Origin of the sequence: Shimia sp. R11_0 (assembly GCF_017744035.1) — a bacterium.
GTDB classification, from domain to species: Bacteria; Pseudomonadota; Alphaproteobacteria; order Rhodobacterales; family Rhodobacteraceae; genus Shimia; species Shimia marina.
In genome coordinates, this window is the sequence record NZ_JAGHQY010000005.1 from 116,326 (window position 1) to 134,722 (window position 18,397).

19 protein-coding genes and 1 tRNA gene are annotated in these 18,397 nt (G+C 57.5%); 8 read left to right on the top strand and 12 right to left on the bottom strand.

The window, feature by feature from the left end:
* Positions 1-31 precede the first annotated feature (31 nt).
* The 5 genes from J7382_RS11970 to pdxH all read right to left on the bottom strand — a co-directional run bounded on the left by J7382_RS11970 (position 32) and on the right by pdxH (position 2,401).
* The gene (locus tag J7382_RS11970; RefSeq protein ID WP_209069261.1) at positions 32-340 is read right to left on the bottom strand and encodes a hypothetical protein; all 309 of its coding nucleotides are present in this window, start codon (positions 338-340) and stop codon (positions 32-34) included.
* A 188-nt stretch (positions 341-528) separates the two neighbouring features.
* Positions 529-605: transfer RNA gene (locus J7382_RS11975), tRNA-Pro, on the bottom strand.
* Between the two features lie 45 nt (positions 606-650).
* On the bottom strand, positions 651-1,172 hold the full coding sequence (locus J7382_RS11980; protein ID WP_348540025.1) for a DUF192 domain-containing protein: 522 nt from the start codon (positions 1,170-1,172) through the stop codon (positions 651-653).
* A complete protein-coding gene (locus tag J7382_RS11985; protein WP_058241581.1) occupies positions 1,142-1,699 on the bottom strand; it encodes a cold shock domain-containing protein in 558 nt (185 codons plus the stop codon). Before J7382_RS11985 ends, J7382_RS11980 begins: the two co-directional genes overlap by 31 nt.
* Before the next feature lie 96 nt (positions 1,700-1,795).
* Positions 1,796-2,401: a pyridoxamine 5'-phosphate oxidase gene (gene pdxH, locus J7382_RS11990; RefSeq protein ID WP_209069262.1), complete on the bottom strand. Its 606-nt coding sequence runs from the start codon at positions 2,399-2,401 to the stop codon at positions 1,796-1,798.
* A 125-nt stretch (positions 2,402-2,526) separates the two neighbouring features.
* On the opposite strand from pdxH, the gene fabI reads away from it, so the two are divergent.
* The 8 genes from fabI (at position 2,527) to J7382_RS12030 (ending at position 10,590) form a co-directional block, all read left to right on the top strand.
* Positions 2,527-3,345 carry an enoyl-ACP reductase FabI gene (gene fabI / locus J7382_RS11995; protein ID WP_209069263.1) on the top strand — a complete coding sequence of 273 codons (819 nt, stop codon included), beginning with the start codon at positions 2,527-2,529 and terminating at the stop codon, positions 3,343-3,345.
* Complete coding sequence (locus J7382_RS12000; protein ID WP_209069264.1) at positions 3,342-3,956, top strand: LysE family translocator; 615 nt, start codon at positions 3,342-3,344, stop codon at positions 3,954-3,956. The genes fabI and J7382_RS12000 overlap by 4 nt, the downstream gene beginning before the upstream one ends.
* The gene (locus tag J7382_RS12005; protein ID WP_247744981.1) at positions 3,956-4,699 is read left to right on the top strand and encodes a murein L,D-transpeptidase family protein; all 744 of its coding nucleotides are present in this window, start codon (positions 3,956-3,958) and stop codon (positions 4,697-4,699) included. The genes J7382_RS12000 and J7382_RS12005 overlap by 1 nt, the downstream gene beginning before the upstream one ends.
* 79 nt (positions 4,700-4,778) lie before the next feature.
* Positions 4,779-5,297, top strand: coding sequence for a xanthine phosphoribosyltransferase (gpt, locus tag J7382_RS12010; RefSeq protein WP_209069265.1), 519 nt, complete (start codon positions 4,779-4,781; stop codon positions 5,295-5,297).
* A gap of 248 nt (positions 5,298-5,545) precedes the next feature.
* On the top strand, positions 5,546-6,733 hold the full coding sequence (locus tag J7382_RS12015; RefSeq protein WP_209069266.1) for an aminotransferase: 1,188 nt from the start codon (positions 5,546-5,548) through the stop codon (positions 6,731-6,733).
* 106 nt (positions 6,734-6,839) lie between these two features.
* Entirely contained in the window at positions 6,840-8,681 is a 1,842-nt protein-coding gene (locus tag J7382_RS12020) for a peptidyl-prolyl cis-trans isomerase (RefSeq protein ID WP_209069267.1), read from the top strand.
* Positions 8,682-8,695: 14 nt separating this feature from the next.
* On the top strand, positions 8,696-10,207 hold the full coding sequence (gene trpE / locus J7382_RS12025; protein ID WP_209069268.1) for an anthranilate synthase component I: 1,512 nt from the start codon (positions 8,696-8,698) through the stop codon (positions 10,205-10,207).
* Positions 10,204-10,590, top strand: a complete 387-nt coding sequence (locus J7382_RS12030; RefSeq protein WP_209069269.1) for a VOC family protein — start codon at positions 10,204-10,206, stop codon at positions 10,588-10,590. The genes trpE and J7382_RS12030 overlap by 4 nt, the downstream gene beginning before the upstream one ends.
* 268 nt (positions 10,591-10,858) lie before the next feature.
* Here J7382_RS12030 and J7382_RS12035 read toward each other — a convergent pair whose 3' ends face one another.
* The 7 genes from J7382_RS12035 to J7382_RS12065 form a co-directional block, all read right to left on the bottom strand.
* The gene (locus J7382_RS12035) at positions 10,859-13,996 is read right to left on the bottom strand and encodes a multidrug efflux RND transporter permease subunit (protein ID WP_209069270.1); all 3,138 of its coding nucleotides are present in this window, start codon (positions 13,994-13,996) and stop codon (positions 10,859-10,861) included.
* A gap of 3 nt (positions 13,997-13,999) precedes the next feature.
* Positions 14,000-15,136: an efflux RND transporter periplasmic adaptor subunit gene (locus J7382_RS12040; protein WP_247744982.1), complete on the bottom strand. Its 1,137-nt coding sequence runs from the start codon at positions 15,134-15,136 to the stop codon at positions 14,000-14,002.
* A gap of 206 nt (positions 15,137-15,342) precedes the next feature.
* Positions 15,343-15,717: a Na+/H+ antiporter subunit G gene (locus tag J7382_RS12045; protein ID WP_209069271.1), complete on the bottom strand. Its 375-nt coding sequence runs from the start codon at positions 15,715-15,717 to the stop codon at positions 15,343-15,345.
* 6 nt (positions 15,718-15,723) lie between these two features.
* Complete coding sequence (locus tag J7382_RS12050) at positions 15,724-15,993, bottom strand: K+/H+ antiporter subunit F (protein ID WP_058241497.1); 270 nt, start codon at positions 15,991-15,993, stop codon at positions 15,724-15,726.
* Complete coding sequence (locus J7382_RS12055; RefSeq protein ID WP_209069272.1) at positions 15,990-16,481, bottom strand: Na+/H+ antiporter subunit E; 492 nt, start codon at positions 16,479-16,481, stop codon at positions 15,990-15,992. The genes J7382_RS12050 and J7382_RS12055 overlap by 4 nt, the downstream gene beginning before the upstream one ends.
* Positions 16,478-18,031, bottom strand: a complete 1,554-nt coding sequence (locus tag J7382_RS12060) for a monovalent cation/H+ antiporter subunit D (RefSeq protein ID WP_209069273.1) — start codon at positions 18,029-18,031, stop codon at positions 16,478-16,480. Before J7382_RS12060 ends, J7382_RS12055 begins: the two co-directional genes overlap by 4 nt.
* Positions 18,028-18,396 (bottom strand): Na+/H+ antiporter subunit C, encoded by a 369-nt coding sequence (locus tag J7382_RS12065; RefSeq protein WP_209069274.1) that lies wholly within the window; start codon positions 18,394-18,396, stop codon positions 18,028-18,030. The genes J7382_RS12060 and J7382_RS12065 overlap by 4 nt, the downstream gene beginning before the upstream one ends.
* Position 18,397: the final 1 nt, after the last annotated feature.

Genomic DNA, 18,397 nt, shown 5'->3' on the forward strand with positions numbered 1-18,397 from the left:
CTCACTCTCAAACTTCTTCAAGGCACAGCTTCTAGTCGTAGCAATACATTGGTGGGCACAAACCACTGCCGCTTTCGAACCCTAAGAAACTGAGTACAGCCCCAAAACAAAGCAGAGCGACCAATATGTAAAAGCCTGTGAGTACTTTGTTGAGCACACCAACCCGAGCTGACTTTTTGGCGAACTGATTGTTCTTCCTTTGCCATTCAATGAGTAAAGAACGCTCTTCTTCACTCAATGCTGCCCTCCACTCTTCATAGCTTTGTGTGCTGTCTGCATCCGGAAAATCTGGAACACCTTCAGGGTGCCGAGGAGGTTTCGCCGGACGTGAAAAAAACATGCCTGCCCCTAAATCAGAAGAACACCCAGGTAAAACTTACGCCAACTGCCATCCAACTCACAAAGCAAATCATTAGGTTTCAGAAGCAACTGCGACAAAAACTTGCCTACTATGTGGATGCTAGAAAAAAATCAGGGGTGAAGCGACAAAACTGTCAATCTTCACCCCATTGATTTACTTGGGTAATTTGGTCGGGACGGCAAGATTCGAACTTGCGACCCCCTGTACCCAAAACAGGTGCGCTACCAGACTGCGCTACGCCCCGATCCGTGGAGCACCGTTTACCCCCACTGTTCGGGAATGAAAACCCCTAACATGGCCAATTTGCAATTTCTTGCAAAAAACTTGGATGGCGCATGGCGCTACCCTCAGTAATTCCTAGGGATTTTGCCATTCCACCATTGATCTCAAGAACATAGCGGATGGCGTCACCACCTGGAATCGGGGTCTCATCAAGGGGAATCGCCTCATGATGAATGCGCTGAATCACCCCATGTTCGTCTGCAAACAGCATATCGAGGGGAATCAACGTATTGCGCATCCAGAAAGACACGGGACCCGTACGTTCATAAACAAAGATCATCCCAGCGCTCGCCGGCATGGCGCTGCGATGCATCAGCCCCTCAGCCCGCGCGCTGCGTGTGTCAGCCACTTCTACGGTGAATCGCGCCTGCCCCCAGTCCCCTTTAAGCCAAAGGGTGTCTTCCCGACAGGCGCCCTGTGCGTGCCCCGCACGCGGCAACGCGCCAATCAGCGCAGCTGCCAGAATGACGCCGATCCCACGACCGGCGCCGCCAAATTTTAGGAGTTGTCCAAAACTGCGTTTTCCCACGCCAATACCTCAGTTGCCATGCGACCACGTTTACCGTCGATCACACGCAGCGCCAAGGCTTCGCCGGGTTGAAGGTCGCTCAGGCCAGAGCGACGCAGCACTTCAATATGCAGGAAAATGTCTTCCGGGCGACCAAACACGTTGGCAAAGCCAAAACCCTTGCCCTTGTCAAACCACTTCACCCGTGCAGGCTCCAGAGGCGTGGCACGGATGTCATCCAGATCCATACCTTCAAAATCGGACAGGGCCACCGGGCTCTCTGTCTCAGGCGCATCAATGCGGTGCACTTCAACGGCCTGCGAGCCTCGATCCGTCACCTGAACCGACACATCAATCGCGGATCCATCCGCAACAGAGCTCTGACCGAAATTGCGCAGCACGTTGGCATGCAAAAGAATGTCCGGCCCACCTGCATCCGAAACAATGAATCCGAAACCTTTGACCGGATCGAACCACTTCACCACGCCTGCAACGCGGGTGGTGTCTTTCTCTAGAGTACTCAATGCCTCAACCTTAGTTTGTATCATCCCCATGATGAACTAAACTGTGCGGCATTCCGCACAAATCAGCAAGCGCAAAAATTCCATGCATTTCATGCGCTTGCTCGTTGATTTCTGCCCCACTCAGGGGTTAAGGCGAAGGATTTCCCACTGTTTTTCAGGTGTTTCGCGGGTCCAGCGGAACCGATCATGCAAGCGAAACGCCCCATCGGCCCAGAACTCAATCTCCGTAGGAATTATACGAAATCCGCCCCAAAAATCAGGGCGTTTGGGGTGAGTGCCGTGCTGTGTTGTCATTTTTGCCACTTTTGCCATCAATTCCGCCCGAGAATTGAGCGGTTTTGATTGCTCAGAGGCCCAAGCGCCCAATTTGCTCTTAAGACTGCGCGACTCAAAATAGGCATCGGCCTGCGGCCCCTCTTCGCGCATAACGTGTCCGCGCACCCGGATCTGACGCCGCAGTGACTTCCAGTGCATTACAAAGGCCGCCGCCCCGCTGGCATCGATTTCCTGCGCCTTCACGCTGCCGTAATTCGTATAGAAAACAAAGGCCGCCTCCTCGATATCCTTGAGCAGCACCATGCGCGCATTGGGCATGCCCGCTCTGTCCACCGTCGAAAGCGCGATGGCATTGGGATCATTCGGTTCGCTTTTCTCCGCCTCTTTCAGCCAAGCACGCGCAATTTCAAAAGGATCATCGCCCGCAAATATACCGCCGCGTTCAGTCATTTCTGCCTCCGGAATTCTGAATCACGGGCCACCCTTGCCCGTCTCCTCACCAATGTGAAGCCCTTGATGCGTCAAGAGCAATCGCCTAAACGTCTGCCATAACGAAGTGGGACGGAGTGGACCGGATGTCAAATCACCTCATGACCGGCAAACGCGGCGTGATCATGGGCCTTGCCAACGACAAGTCTATCGCTTGGGGCATCGCCAAAGCCTGTGCCGATGCTGGCGCCGAACTGGCCTTCACCTACATGGGCGATGCGTTCAAAAAGCGCGTGGTTCCGCTTGCCGAAAAACTGGGTGTCGACACGTTGATTGACTGCGACGTATCCGACCCGGCCTCAATTGATGCGGCCTTTGCCGCAATCGAAGCCAAATGGGGCAAAATTGACTTCATCGTTCATGCCATTGGCTTCTCTGACAAAAACGAGCTACGCGGCCGTTATGTCGATACTTCCAAAGACAACTTCCTGATGACCATGGACGTCTCTGTATATTCCTTCACCGCCGTGATGCAGCGCGCGGAAAAGCTTATGAAAGACGGCGGCTCTGCCCTGACACTCACCTACTATGGGGCTGAGCAGGTCATGCCGCACTACAACGTGATGGGCGTCGCCAAAGCCGCGCTGGAAGCCTCCGTGAAATACCTCGCCGAAGATCTCGGCAAAGACGGCATCCGCGTCAACGCGATTTCCGCAGGCCCGATCAAAACCCTCGCCGCCGCAGGCATTGGCGACTTCCGCTATATTCTGAAATGGAATGAGCTGAACTCGCCCCTACGCCGCAACGTCACCATTGATGACGTGGGCAACTCTGCCCTTTACCTGCTGTCCGATCTGAGCAGCGGCGTCACTGGCGAAAACCTGCATGTGGATTCCGGCTATCATATTGTCGGCATGAAGGCGGTGGATGCACCGGACATCGACACAGAAGTGGGTCGCAAATGAGCGTCGCAGCTTTTGTTGCGACCGTCTCGCTCTGCCTCATGGCCGCCATCAGCCCCGGCCCCGCCGTCTTGATGGCGGCGCGCGTGGGTCTGCGCGACGGGCTCAAAACGGGCGCAGCACTGGCCGCAGGCATCGGTTTGGGGGCCGTTTTCTGGGCCGGTGCCGCACTCTTTGGTCTGGCGCTTCTGTTTGAATACGCCCCCTTCCTCCTGACGGCGCTGAAAATTGGCGGCGCAGGCTTCCTGATCTGGACCGCCATCAAAATGTGGCGCGCCGCAGATGTGCCGCTGGAAGACGGTGAAGACGCCGCCGCCCTGCCCTCGCTCTGGTCTGCCTTGCGTCTTGGCATCTGGACACAGCTCGCCAATCCCAAACCAGCAGTTTTCTTTGGTGCGGTTTTTGTGGGCACCGTCCCCACAGATGCAACACCTCTGGCTCTGGTCCTGGTGCTCCTGTGCATTTTTCTGGGTGAGTTCCTCTGGAACACGGCCGTGGCGCGTCTGTTCTCACTCAGCAAAACCCGCGAAGTCTACATTGGTCTCAAACACTGGATTGACCGCATCTTCGGCGGGCTGCTCGCAGCCCTTGGCGTGAAAATCGCCGCGCTGTGATGCGCCGCCTTCTCGCACTCTTTGTGGCATGCGGCGCATTTGCGTGGCTTGCACTCCAATACCCTCCTCAGATCCCGGCTCCAAAGCCTGATCTGCGCTCCCCGCGCACAGGCATCGGTGAGATCCGCGCCTATCAAACGCCCAAGCTCCGCGCAGCCATGGCCGAGGCCGATCTCCACCTGGGGGCTCCAACCTACATCCGCATCTTCAAAGAAGAGAAAATCCTCGAACTTTGGCTGCAATCAGAGGCAGGGCCTTATGAGCTGTTCAGGACCTATCCGATCTGCAACCACTCCGGTGCGCTCGGTCCCAAACTGAAGGAAGGCGATCGCCAGTCGCCCGAAGGCTTCTACCGCGTGGACAAAGCCGCGCTCAATCCAAACAGCAGCTATCACCTGTCCTTCAATCTGGGCTTCCCCAATGCCTACGACCGCGCGAAGGGGCGCACCGGCAGCTACCTGATGGTGCACGGCGATTGTGTCTCTGTGGGGTGCTACGCCATGACCGATCCGATGATCGAAGAGATCTATGTCACTGTTGAGTCCGCGCTGAACGCCGGGCAATCCTTTGTGCCGGTCCACGCCTTCCCTTTTCGCCCCACCGAGGCGCGCATGGCCCGTGCAGCTGGGCACCCATGGGAAAGCTACTGGCAAAACCTCGCCCCCGCCTACCACAGCTTTGCTTCCAACCATCAACCACCAGCCATTTCTATGCAAGATGGCCGCTATGTCGCCACGCCATAACCCGAGAAATCAAACGGTTTGCGCAACAATGTGCTTCTGATAGAAGAGCCAAAATCTGCCACAAAGGGGTGAGTCCACCATGAGCGAGCGTCTGCCACACGAAAAAGGCTTCCACATCAGTTGGGATCAAATCCACCGCGATAGCCGGGCTTTGGCGTGGCGTCTGGACGGCAAAGGCCCGGACGATGGCGCATGGCGCGCGATTGTTGCCATCACCCGCGGCGGCATGGCGCCTGCGATGATCGTGGCCCGCGAGCTCGACATCCGCGTGGTCGACACCATTTCCGTGAAATCCTACCACTCCGGCGGCGGCAAGGCCGATCAGCGTCGCGAAGCGCAGATCCTCAAAGCACCTGATGCCGATCTGATGGGCGACGGCGAAGGCGTGCTGATCATCGACGATCTGGTGGATTCCGGCAAAACCCTGGAGCTGGTGCGCGACACCTACCCGAAGGCGCATTTTGCAACGGTCTATGCCAAACCACAGGGCGAGCCGCAGGTGGACACATTCATCACCGGCGTCAGCCAAGACACATGGATTTTCTTCCCATGGGACATGGCCCTGCAATATGTCGAGCCCTACCGCGGCAACGACTGATCCTTGGCGATCTTGAGGTGAGCGCACTCTATTTCGGCTCAGGCTGTCTTAGGGGCGCTGCCCCTGCCGCATCTGCGATGCGGCCACCCCGGGATATTTCTTTCAAGAGGAAGACCGGGAGATATAGACGCAAGAGCAAACAATCGCTTGCACATCACTGAATTGGCGGCTTTTCTGCGCGAAAGCCGCTGACCATCGCGCAACCCGCGCATAGGGGGCGGCCCAACCTCAGACGCCAGGAAGCCGCCATGACCCTCTCTCGCACCAACGCCACATTCGCGCCACCTGTGATGGAGGCCCGTCGCTGGCTTGAAGGGGTGCGTTTCACCGCCGAAAAACCTCTGATCAATGTCAGCCAGGCCGCTCCAGTGGCCCCACCCCCAGAAGGGCTGCGCCGCCACATTGCTGAGATTGCGGTGAGCAATCCTGAAACACATCTCTATGGTCCGGTGCTTGGGCTGCCCGAGCTGCGCGCGGAAGTTGCAGATCACTGGTGCGCCGCTTATGGCGGCAGGATCACGGCGGCGCAGGTTGGCATCACCTCCGGCTGCAATCAGGCCTTTAGCGCAGCTCTTGCCGCCATCGCTAGTGAGGGAGATGAGGTTATCCTCCCAACACCTTGGTACTTCAATCATAAAATGTGGCTGGACATGCAAGGTGTCACCGCTGTTCCCTTGTCCACCGGCGCGGATCTTTTGCCTGATCCAGACCAGATCCTGCGCCTGATGACGCACCGCACCCGCGCCATTGTGCTGGTCACCCCCAACAACCCGGGCGGTGTCGAATACCCGGCAGAGCTGGTGCGCGCCATCTATTCCCATGCCCGGAGCAAAGGCGTCAAACTGATCGTGGATGAAACCTACCGCGATTTTGATTCTCGCAGCGGCGCGCCCCATGATCTCTTCAGCGATCCCGATTGGGACCAAACCCTGATCCAGCTCTACTCTTTTTCCAAAGCCTACCGCCTCACCGGTCACCGTGTCGGCGCCATGGTCTGCAACACAGAGACGCTGGCTGAGGCCGAAAAGTTTCTGGACACCGTCGCCATCTGCCCCAATCAACTGGGCCAGCACGCCGCGCTCTGGGGCATGAAAAACCTGTCCGACTGGCTCGCTCAGGAGCGATTGGAGATACTGGATCGCCGTCAGGCCATCACAGACAACCTTCACAAAATCGACAAGAATGGCTGGAAACTGCTTGGCGCAGGCGCCTATTTTGCCTATTTCGAACACCCCTTCGAAATGGACAGCGATGCGCTGGCCAAAATGCTGGTGCGCGAGCACGCGGTGCTCACTTTGCCCGGCACAATGTTTACACCAGATGAAGATCCCTTGGGAAAACGCTCCCTGCGCATCGCCTTTGCCAATGTGGATCGCGAAGAAATTAGCGTTCTCTTTGATCGCCTCGCAGCGGTGGATGCCCCGCACGCAAAATAACGCCACTGCGCAGATCGGGGGCACGGCAATCACGCTTGCCCCCCTTGCCCCAACCGCGTAGACCTTCTGCCGAGAAACTCGAACAAACACAGGGCGGAACGCAGAGATGGCGCAGGGCAAAACCTCAAAAACGATGGTCTGGATCCTCATGGCCTTGCTCATTCTTGGGCTTGGCGGCTTTGGCGTGACCAATTTGTCCGGCACCATCCATTCGGTGGGCTCCGTTGGCGAAAAAGATATATCTGTCAATGACTACAGCCGCGCTCTTCAAGAAGAGCTGCGTGCTCTGGAAGCCCAAACAGGCCAGTCTCTGCCCTTTGCACAGGCGCAGGCCTTCGGCATCGACCGCCTCGTGCTGGCCCGCCTGACCACCACCCGTTCGATGGATGCGGAAAACGCGCGCCTCGGCATTTCCATTGGCGATGAAAACCTGCGTCAGGAACTGATGGCCATCCCCTCCTTTCAGGGGCTGGATGGCTCCTTTGATCGCGACGCTTACAGCTTTGCCATTGAGCAGGCGGGCATGAGCGAAGCCGATTTTGAAGACACCGTCCGCGAAGATACCGCCCGCAGCCTGCTGCAAGGCGCCGTAATTTCCGGTCTGCAAATGCCAGCCGCCTATGCGGATACGGTCATCACCTATGTGGGCGAAGAGCGGGATTTCACATGGGCCCCCCTCACTGCAGAGAACCTGATCCGCCCGGTCACCGCACCAAGCGAAGAGGACATCGCCGCTTTCTATGAGGACAATCAAGCCCGCTTCATGCTGCCCGCCAGCCGTCAGATCACCTACGTCTGGCTGAGCCCGGACATGATCCTTGACCAGGTAGAGATCGACGAAACCGCGCTGGAACAGCTCTACAAAGATCGTGATGCCGAATTCAACCGCGCAGAACGCCGTCTGGTTGAGCGTCTGGCCTTTGCCGACGAAGCCGCTGCGCAAAAGGCGCTGGATGACATTGCCGCTGGCACCACAACCTTCGAAGCGCTGGTAGAGGCCCGTGGTCTGGCGCTCTCGGATGTGGATCTGGGCGATGTGACCGAGGCCGAACTGGGCGCCGCAGGCCCCGCTGTCTTCCTCACCCCAGCAGGCGCCGTCGCAGGCCCGGCTGAAACCTCTCTTGGCCCGGCCATCTTCCGCGTGAACGGCATTTTGCCTGCACAAAACACTTCTTTTGAAGAGGCGCGCGACCTGCTGCGCGAAGAGCTTGCCGCTGATCGCGCCCGTCGCCTGATCGACACACAGATTGGCGATATTGACGATCTGCTGGCCGGTGGTGCCACGCTTGAGGAAGTGGCCGATGAAACCGACATGACCCTTGGCACACTGGAGTGGCATCCCACCGCGACCCATCCGCTGGCAGGCTATGAAGGCTTCCGCGCGGTCGCTGCGGCGGTCACCGAAGAGGACTTCCCGCAGGTGGACGTGCTGGATGATGGCGGCATCTTTGCGCTGCGTCTGGAAGGCGAGACAGAGGCCCGCCCGGCCCCCTTGGAGGATGTGCGCGAAGAGGCGATCGCTGCGATCACCGCAGAGCGCGCCACCGAAGCCCTTGAAAAAATGGTGGAAAGCCTGCGCCCGCGCCTGAACGATGGCACCAGCTTCACCTCCTTTGGTTTCACCGCCAATGAGGAAACCGGCATCGACCGCGGCGCTTTCATTCCAAGCACGCCACGCGCCCTGCTCACCACGGTCTTTGAAATGACCCCCGGGGAGCTGCGCACCGTGCCCAGCGCCGAGGGTCTGATCCTTGTGCGTCTGAATGCCATCTCTGCACCAGACACCGAAGATCCTGAAGTGGCCCGCCTCAAAGAGGGCATCACCGCGCAACTGTCTTCCAGCATCGCGCAGGATGTGTTTCAGGCCTATGCCGAAGCGCTGCAGGCCATGTATCCGGCAGAAATCAATCAGCAGGCACTCAACGCAGTGCATGCGCAGTTCCAATAAGAAAGGCCGCCAAGGTGGACCTGACCCCGTCATATGAAGATTTTGCCAAAGCCTATGAGGCTGGCCAAAATCAGGTTGTCTACACCCGGCTTGCCGCCGATCTCGACACACCTGTGTCACTCATGCTCAAGCTGACAGGCGCCCATAAGGACGCCTTCATGCTGGAGTCTGTCACCGGCGGCGAAGTGCGCGGGCGCTATTCCATCATTGGCATGAAGCCTGACCTGATCTGGCAAACCCATGGCACAGAAAGCCGCATCAACCGCTCTGCGCGGTTTGATCCCGATGGCTTCACCCCACAGGAGGGTGACCCGCTCACCAACCTGCGCGCCCTGATCGCCGAAAGCCGCATCGACCTGCCCGAAGACCTGCCACAGGCTTCTGCCGGTCTCTTTGGCTATCTCGGCTATGATATGATCCGTCTGGTAGAGCATCTGCCCAACATCAATCCAGATCCCCTTGGCTTGCCCGACGCCTGCATGCTGCGCCCCTCTGTGGTTGCCGTGCTGGATGGTGTGAAAGGTGAGGTCACCGTGGTCTCCCCCGCTTGGGTAAGCGACGGCCAATCCGCAAAAGCCGCCTACGCGCAGGCCGCCGAGCGTGTGATGGATGCGGTGCGTGACCTGGAACGCGCCATGCCACAGGCTGCGCGTGATCTGGGCGACGCCCGTGAGGTGTCTCCACCGGTCTCCAACTTCACCAAAGAGGGCTACATGGCCGCGGTGGAGAAGGCCAAAGAGTACATCAAGGCAGGCGACATCTTTCAGGTGGTCCCGGCACAGCGCTGGACACAGGAATTTCCACAGCCGCCCTTTGCGCTCTATCGCTCTCTGCGCCGCACAAACCCCTCGCCGTTCATGTTCTATTTCAACTTCGGTGGCTTTCAGGTGGTCGGCGCAAGCCCGGAAATCCTCGTGCGGGTGTTTGGCGACGAAGTCACCATCCGCCCCATCGCAGGCACCCGCCCCCGTGGCGCAACACTCGAAGAGGACAAGGCGCTGGAGGAAGATCTGCTGGCGGATCAGAAAGAGCTGGCCGAGCACCTCATGCTGCTCGATCTGGGCCGCAACGACACCGGCCGCGTGGCCAAGGTCGGCACCGTACGCCCCACCGAGAAATTCATCATCGAGCGCTACAGCCACGTGATGCACATCGTCTCCAACGTCGTCGGTGAACTGGCCGATGACAAAGACGCGCTTGATGCCTTCTTTGCTGGCATGCCCGCGGGCACTGTTTCCGGCGCGCCCAAAGTGCGCGCCATGGAAATCATCGACGAGCTGGAGCCAGAGAAACGCGGCATCTATGGCGGCGGCGTGGGCTACTTCAGCTCCGGCGGCGACATGGACATCTGTATCGCGCTGCGCACCGCGATTGTAAAAGATCAGAAGCTCTACATTCAGGCCGGTGGCGGCGTTGTCTATGACAGCGACCCGGAGGCCGAATATATGGAGACCGTCCACAAATCCAACGCCATCCGCCGCGCCGCCGCAGACGCCGCGCGCTTCACCGGCAATGGCAATACGTGAGCAACCCGACGAACCCATCCCAAGGTCTTAGCACCGTGACCCCCTATTTCACGGTGCCAGACGCGGATGGGTTTATCACTTTCCTACGTGATCTCTTTGACGCAGAGCTGATCAAAGAAACCCGCTATGGCGATGGCACGGTCCAACACGCCCGCCTGCGGATCGGCACTTCGGTTCTAATGCTCAATCAAGCCACCCCGGACTCCCCCGCAAACATCTCCCAGATGCACATTCAGGTGTCTGATGCGGCGGAGGCCCATGCCAAGGCTCTGGAACTGGGGGCCATCTCTCTGATGCCTCCAAACCTGCGCCCACACGGAGAGCATATGGCCGGGATCGCCGATCCCTTTGGCAACATCTGGTGGCTCGCCAGCCGGGCATAAAACCACCGCGCCGCAGGCCCCTCAAGCGCCTTGAAAGCTCATAAGCTGTTGCGTATGGCCCATATGCACCGCGCGCCTGATCAACCCTGTCTGTCACCAAAATGCACTGCCACTTTACGGATGCGATACCGACGCAATACCGACGGTGTTTCAGACCTCTCAGCAAAGATTAATCCGGCAACATCCGCAGTGTATCTCCTCGCCAGCAAAACGAGGTCGGGAAAATGGGGGATGGAGGCCAACACTCAGGTCAGCCTCCAATAGAAGTTTATCCAGCTTCTGTGGACGTTGTCGTCTTGTGGATTCCCTTAATCCGTTCACGCATCCCTTGCAGGAGCACATAGAGGATCGGGACCAGCACCACACCAATGACAGTCGCCGCCAGCATGCCACCAAACACGGCAATACCGATGGCTTTCTGGCTCGCCGCACCTGCACCATTGGCCGCCAGCAGAGGCACAACGCCCAGCAGGAAGGACAGGGCCGTCATCATCACCGCACGGAAACGCTGAGTGGCTGCCTCGATGGCTGCCTCCTTGATCGACAATCCAGCAGCGCGGCGCTCCATCGCGAACTCCACGATCAGAATGGCGTTTTTGGACGCCAGTCCAATCAGCATGATCATCCCGATCTGCGTGTAGAGATTCACATCTCCGCCAGAGACCGCCACAGCTGCCAACGCCCCAAAGAGCGCCACTGTAACAGACAACAGAATCCCCACCGGCATGGTCCAGCTTTCATATTGCGCCACAAGGAACAGATAGCCGAAGATCACCGCCATGATCAGAATGATCACCACAAGCCCCCCGGCTGCCTGCTGCTGCTGTGCGGTTCCGGTCCACTCAAAGGCATAGCCCGGTGGCAGCGCCGTCGCGGCCTCCTCCTCAAGCACACGGATCGCATCCCCGGTTGAGAGCCCTTCTTTTGGCACCCCCGTCACGGTGGCAGAACGGAACATGTTGTAGCGGTTCAGCGCCACGGGCCCCAGCTCATTCTTGATATCCACCAAAGTGCCCATCGGCACCATCTCACCGTCCTTGGAACGGACATAGAGCCCATTGATGTCTTCCACCTGAGAGCGATAGTCGCCATCCGCTTGGATCATCACGCGATACACCCGACCAAAGAGGTTGAAATCATTGACGTAAATTGACCCCATATAGCCCTGAAGCGTTGTGAAAATATCCGCGATAGAAACGTTAAGAGATTTGGCTTTTTCACGATCCAGATCCACATAAACCTTGGGAACATTGGCCCGGAAAGTCGAGTAGCTCTGCGCCATCTCCTCACGCTGATTGGCGGCATACACAAGAGAGCCCACAGCCGCGGCGAGATCTTGCGCGGTGCCGCCTCCGGTCTGCTGCACCTTCATTTCCACACCTGCACTCAGACCAAGGCCCGAAATCGGCGGCGGGTTGAAGGCGATCACACTGGCAGAAATCTCCTGATTGGCGATGCCATAGACTTTGGCCAGAATGCCATCGGCGCTGAGTTCATCGGTTGTGCGATCATCCCAAGGCTCAAGGTTCAGAATGATCAGCGCCACGTTGGAGCCCGCCCCATTGAGCAGGCTGAAGCCATTCACCTGAACGGAGCCAGCGACGCCCGGAATTTCCGCCAATTGTGCATTCAACCGCTCTGTCACGGTCTCGGTGCGTTCCAGCGAGGCCGCATCCGGCAGCTGCACATCGACAAACAGCGTGCCGTTGTCTTCCAGCGGGATAAAGCCGGCAGGCAGAGATTTCAGCAGCGTCCCGGAGCCCAGCATCAGAGCCCCCAGAATGACCAGCGCCAGAATAGGCACACGCACCATGCGCTTAACAATGCCCACATAGCCAGAACGCGCACCGTCCACGCCCTTTTCAAACACCGCCATCAGCCCCTTGGGCCCAGCTGGATCACGGGGTTTAAGGATCAGAGAGCACAGGGCTGGAGACAGGGTCAACGCGTTTATCGAAGAAATAACAACCGCGGTCGAAATGGTCACGGCAAACTGCGTATAAAGCCGTCCCGTGATCCCCGGCATGAAGGTAACGGGGACAAACACTGCCAACAGAACCAACGTCGTGGCGATCACCGGCCCGGTGATCTGCCCCATCGCCTTCCGGGTCGCCTCCGCCGCCGGAAGCCCTTCTTCTGCGATAATCCGCTCCACGTTTTCAACAACAACAATGGCGTCATCCACCACGATCCCAATCGCCAGAACCAGCGCAAACAGCGAGATGGTGTTCAGCGACATGCCAAACAGCAGCAGGAAGGCAAATGCCCCAATCAGCGAGACAGGAATGGCCACAGCCGGAATGGCTGTTGCACGCAGGTTGCCCAAGAAAATAAACACCACAGAAATCACAAGAATGAAGGTCAGGATCAGTGTCGAGACCACATCATTGAGAGACTGTTCCACAAACAACGTGCTGTCATAGGGAATTGCATAGGTCACATCATCGGGAAAGGCACGCGACAGACGCTCCATCTCCGACTTGACCTTTTCCGCCACCGCAAGCGCGTTCTCTCCCGGTGCCTGATAGATCGCCAGAACCGTCGCAGGGTTGCCATCCGCCCGACCAGAAGCGTTGTAGTAGTTTGCCCCCAGTTCAACACGGGCGACGTCTTTCATGCGCACAATGCTGCCGGCTTCTCCGGTGCGCAAAACGATGTTTTCAAACTCATCCACCGTGGTCAAACGACCTTTGGATTTGATGGTATATTGAAACTGCTGACCGGATTTGATCGGCGGGGTCCCAATCTGACCTGCTGAAACCTCAAGGTTCTGCTCGCGGATCGCCGCCACCAGATCAGCCGGGGTCAGACCCAAACTCGCCATGCGATCCGGATCCATCCACATCCGCATGGAGTACTCAAAATTGGTCATGACGTCGGCTTTGCCAACGCCCTTCACCCGCGCCAGAGCATCCCGAATATTGATCGAGGCATAGTTGGACAGGAACACTTCGTCATAGGTGCCATTGGGAGACGCTAGGGTCACGATCAACAACATGTTGGTCGAGGATTTTTGCGTCACAACACCATTGTTGGTCACCTCGGTCGGCAACTGTGAGGTCGCCTGTGCCACACGGTTCTGCACGTTCACCGAGGCAATATCCGGATCCGTACCAACCTCAAAGGTCACAGACAGGCTGTATGAGCCCGTGTCGGTGCTGTCAGAGGACATGTAAATCATGTCATCCACACCGTTCACCTGGGCCTCAATCGGTGCCGCAACCGTGTTTTCCACGGTTTCCGAGCTAGCGCCTGTGTAGTTCGTCGAGACTGTCACAACCGGTGGCGTGATGTCAGGGAACTGTTCCACAGGCAGTGCGTTGTATCCGATGAACCCCATGATGGAGAGCACCAGTGAAATCACAAACGCCGTTTTCGGGCGTCGGATAAAGATCGCTGAAAACACGGCTTATTGCTCCTCTGTCGGCTGGCCGGCCAGAACCGCATCCACAGTCACACCGGGGCGCACCCGCTGCAGCCCCTCAACAATCACCGTCTCCCCTTCGCGCATGCCATCTTCGACAACCACAGCAGTCTCCACCTGACGGCCCAGCGTAACATACCGCTGTTCCACCGTCTGTTGCTGACCTACGACCAAAACAAAATCACCGCGCTGGTCCCGTTGCACCGCAGCCTGAGGGATCATCAGAACCTTGGAGGGCTCTGCGCTGGCAATCCGCAGATTCAGGAAGGCGCCGTCCAACAACAGCCCGCGTTCATTCGCAAATTCCGCACGCAGTGTGATGGTACCCGTCGCAGGGTTGATGCGGTTGTCGGCAAACACAACTTGCCCCGCCTCTTCCAGTTCTTCGCCATTTGGCAAAATCGCAAAGACCTCTGGCGCGGCACCTCGTTTCGTCAAATCGTCAATTGAGGCCTCATACTGCTCCATCACATTCACCAGTTGGCGCTCGGTGAGCGAAAACTCGGCATAGATCGGCGCGGTGCTGACAATGTTGATCAGCGTGGCGCTGTTGGGGCCAACCAATTCGCCAACGCTCACATTGGCGCGCCCCACCCTGCCATCAAAAGGAGCATGCACATGTGTGTAGTCCAGATCGAGCTGCGCCTGCTCAATGGCGGCTTTGGCCATTGCAACCTGCGCCTTGGCCACCTCATTATTAGCCAGCGCCACATCCCGATCGGCCTCAGTGCCGACATCACGCTCAAACAGCTCTGTCTTGCGCACAAGTTCCACTTCGCTCAGCCGCAGATTGGCTTCCGCCTGCGCCAAATCGGCCTGACGCGCTGTCAATGTAGCCTGATAAACCTCAGGCTCAATTTCAAACAGCAGATCCCCAGCGGATACGTCATCGCCATCCTGCACGAGGATATCTTCCACAAAGCCGCTGACCCGCGCCACAAGGTCAACCTTATTCACCGCCTCGCCTTTGCCGATGAAAATCGCTTCATCCACCAATTCATCTGTATAGGCCGCAGCCACAGACACTTTGGGGGCCGGCACATCCTGTGCGAGAGCGATTGGTGCAGTCAAACTCGCCGAAATCAAAGCGGCTGCAAAAGGGGTGAAATGAACAAGTTTCATGGTATTTGTTCCCACATTCTCTAGGTGCCGATGCCATGAGTGCTCCACTTGGGGACTCAACTCGGGTAACAATCGCTTTATAGAAACACGCGGTGCGCCATGCGGCAAGCTTGAACGCCACTCGAAAGCGATTTGGGAAAAAAATAACGCACGCAAAATAGCTTGCGTGCGTTTCTTAAGGCAAAAACTGACCCAAGGTCACCCATTCAGTCCCTGTCGTAGTAGGTTGGCGGATCATCATAAATTGCCCAGCCATAGTCGCTTTCTGATCCCGGCAACTCCTCTGGCTTCATCTTGGCCTGAATGAAGGTCTTGGCGATGAAATGAGCACTTACAGGCGCCGTCAGGAACAAAAACAGGGTGATCAGCAGTTCATGAAACGACAGGGTTCCCTTAACGAGAAGGAAATACACCATCGAAGCAATCAACACCCCACCAACGCCCACTGTTGTCGCCTTGGTTGGCGCATGGAGCCGCTGCATGGTGTCCTTTAACTTGACCATGCCAAAGCTGCCGACAAGCCCAAAGATACCTGCCACCACAAGGAAGAAAGAAATGACAATCTCTACAAACATGTTCATACGCCTTCACTCAATGATGTCGCCGCGCAGCACAAAGCGGCAGTAGGCAACCGTAGAAACAAAGCCAACCATCGCCACCAGCATGGAAGCCTCATAGTAAATCGCCGTGCCTTTGAGGATGCCATATAGGATCAAGAGCGCGATGACGTTGATGACCATCGTGTCCAACGCCAGAATGCGATCCGCAGCTGTTGGCCCCATGGCGATACGATAGACACACAGCAAAAGCCCCAAACCAAAACAGGCAAATGCGAAAAACAAGGCGACGCTGATCATGGGAAAATCTCCTTCAAACGGCGCTCGTAGCGGGTCTTGATCTCTTCAATGATCGCATCCGGATCATCATCATGCAGATAATGCACCAGAATGCTTGTGCCATCGGCCGACAACATGGCCGAAACCGTGCCCGGCGTCATCGTGATGGTTCCCGCCAACAGCGTGATGGCTTCTGGTGAGGTGATCTCAAGCGGCACGCAGACCCAGCCGGACTGAATATCTTCATTGCGTTTGAACAGAATGATGCGCGCAACCTGAAAGTTGGCGACCACAATGTCCCAAATCACCACAAGAACATATTCCACCACTTTGAACGGCTTTTTGATATGTGGTTGCCCCGGCCAATAAGGTGCCGTCAACATCGGCACAAACACCCCAAGGATTGCTCCCAAAAGGACATTGCCCGGCGTGACCTTATTCACAAGCATCAGCCAAACCACGAGAAGTGACAGGCTGAAAAGCGGGTGTGGCAGCAAACGACGCCTCATTTCAACACCTCCCCATTGCCGCCCAGAACGGCAGATACATAATGCTCAACATCGAACAACTGCGCCGCTGCGCCGTCGAAATAGCCCACCAACGGCCCCGCCAACGCGGCCAGAAGCCCCAGCAATACCAATGACAGTGCCACAGGCGCAAATTGCAACACCGTCGCTGGTGCAGCCTCCTGCGCCTTGGGGGGAACCATGTCAGAGCTACCATCCTCGGCGACAACCAGCGAGGTCGCCTTCCAGAACAAAACGCTGCCGCCCCGCGCAAAACCAACAATCGTGATCAATGACCCAATCAGAATGGCGCTCCAAGCCGCTGTCATCCAGCTCATGCCCTGCGCGGCATCCAGAACCAACAGCTTGCCCAGAAACCCGCTCAAAGGCGGCATGCCTGTCATTGCGATAGCCGCCACAAAGAACAGCGCTGCGAACTGCCCATTCTGCACAACCGGTGGCTGTTGATGCAATGCGTCATCCCGCCGTCGGCTGACCACCAAATCCGCCAACAGAAACAGCGCCGCTGCGGCAAAGGTGGAATGCACAAGATAATAGATCGCTGTGGCAATGGCCTCCGGCGTGAAGGCCGCCACAGCCAGCATCAACGTACCCATTGAGCCTACAACAGCAAAAGACAGCATCGGCATAAGTCGCTTTGCCGCCAGAACCCCAAAGGCCCCTACCGCCAGTGTTATAATCGCGCCCGGCACCAGCCAGCTGCCCGCAAGCCCCTGTGTGGCCACCACATCCGGCCCAAATACCAACGTGTAAAAGCGGATGATGGCATAGGCACCGACCTTGGTCATGATGGCAAAAAGCGCCGCCACCGGCGCTGGCGCATTGGCATAGGTGCCCGGCAACCAGAATTGCACCGGAAACAGCGCGGCTTTGATGGCAAACACCATCAGCAAAAGCACCGCCGCCACACGCAAAAGCGCCGCATCCTCAACGGGCAACAGGCGCACTTTTTCCGCCAGGTCGGCAAGGTTGAGCGTTCCGGTCGCCGCATAAAGCGTCCCAAGCGCAAACAAAAACAGCGTGGAGCCGGCAAGGTTCATCACAACATACTGCAGACCAGCCTTCAGCCGCACCTTGCCGCCGCCATGGATCATCAGACCATAAGAGGCAATCAAAAGCACTTCGAAGAACACAAACAGGTTGAACGCATCCCCGGTCAAAAAGGCCCCGCAGACGCCCATCAGCTGAAACTGAAACAACGCGTGGAAATGCCGCCCACGATTGTCCCATCCCGTGGCCATCGCATGCCAGAGCACAATCAACGCAAGCACAGAGGTCAGCAACACCATGATCGCCGACAGCTGGTCCAACACAAGCACAATCCCGAATGGAGCAGTCCAATTGCCAAGATAGTAGACATGGGTGGCCCCATCAGAGGCCAGCACAGCAAGGCCAAGCGCAATGGCCGCGAGGGCAACAGTGCCCGCTGTCGAAGCCCAGCGCGCCAAGACAATGTCGTGGCGCATCACATAGGCAATGATCGGCGCGAGAAGCGCCGGAAGCACAACCGGTGCAATAATCCAGTGGTTCATGCGCCCCGCCCTTTCTGCTCCGACGCATTTTCAGGCGCATCGTCTGTCATATCGATCTTGTCATTGTCTGCTTCGAGATAGGCGCCCAGCGCAATCATCACCAAAACCGCCGTCATGCCAAAACTGATCACAATCGCTGTCAGAACCAGCGCTTGTGGCAGAGGGTCGGAATAGGCCACATCCGCGTATTTGTTGAGGATCGGTGGCGCATTGACAGCCAGCCGCCCTGTCGCAAACAGAAAGACGTTCACGGCATAAGACAGCATCGCCATTCCAAGGATCACCGGGAAGGCCCGCAAGCGCAGGATCAGGTAGATCCCGCTGGCGGTCAAAACACCAATGGCACTGGCCACAATCATTTCCATG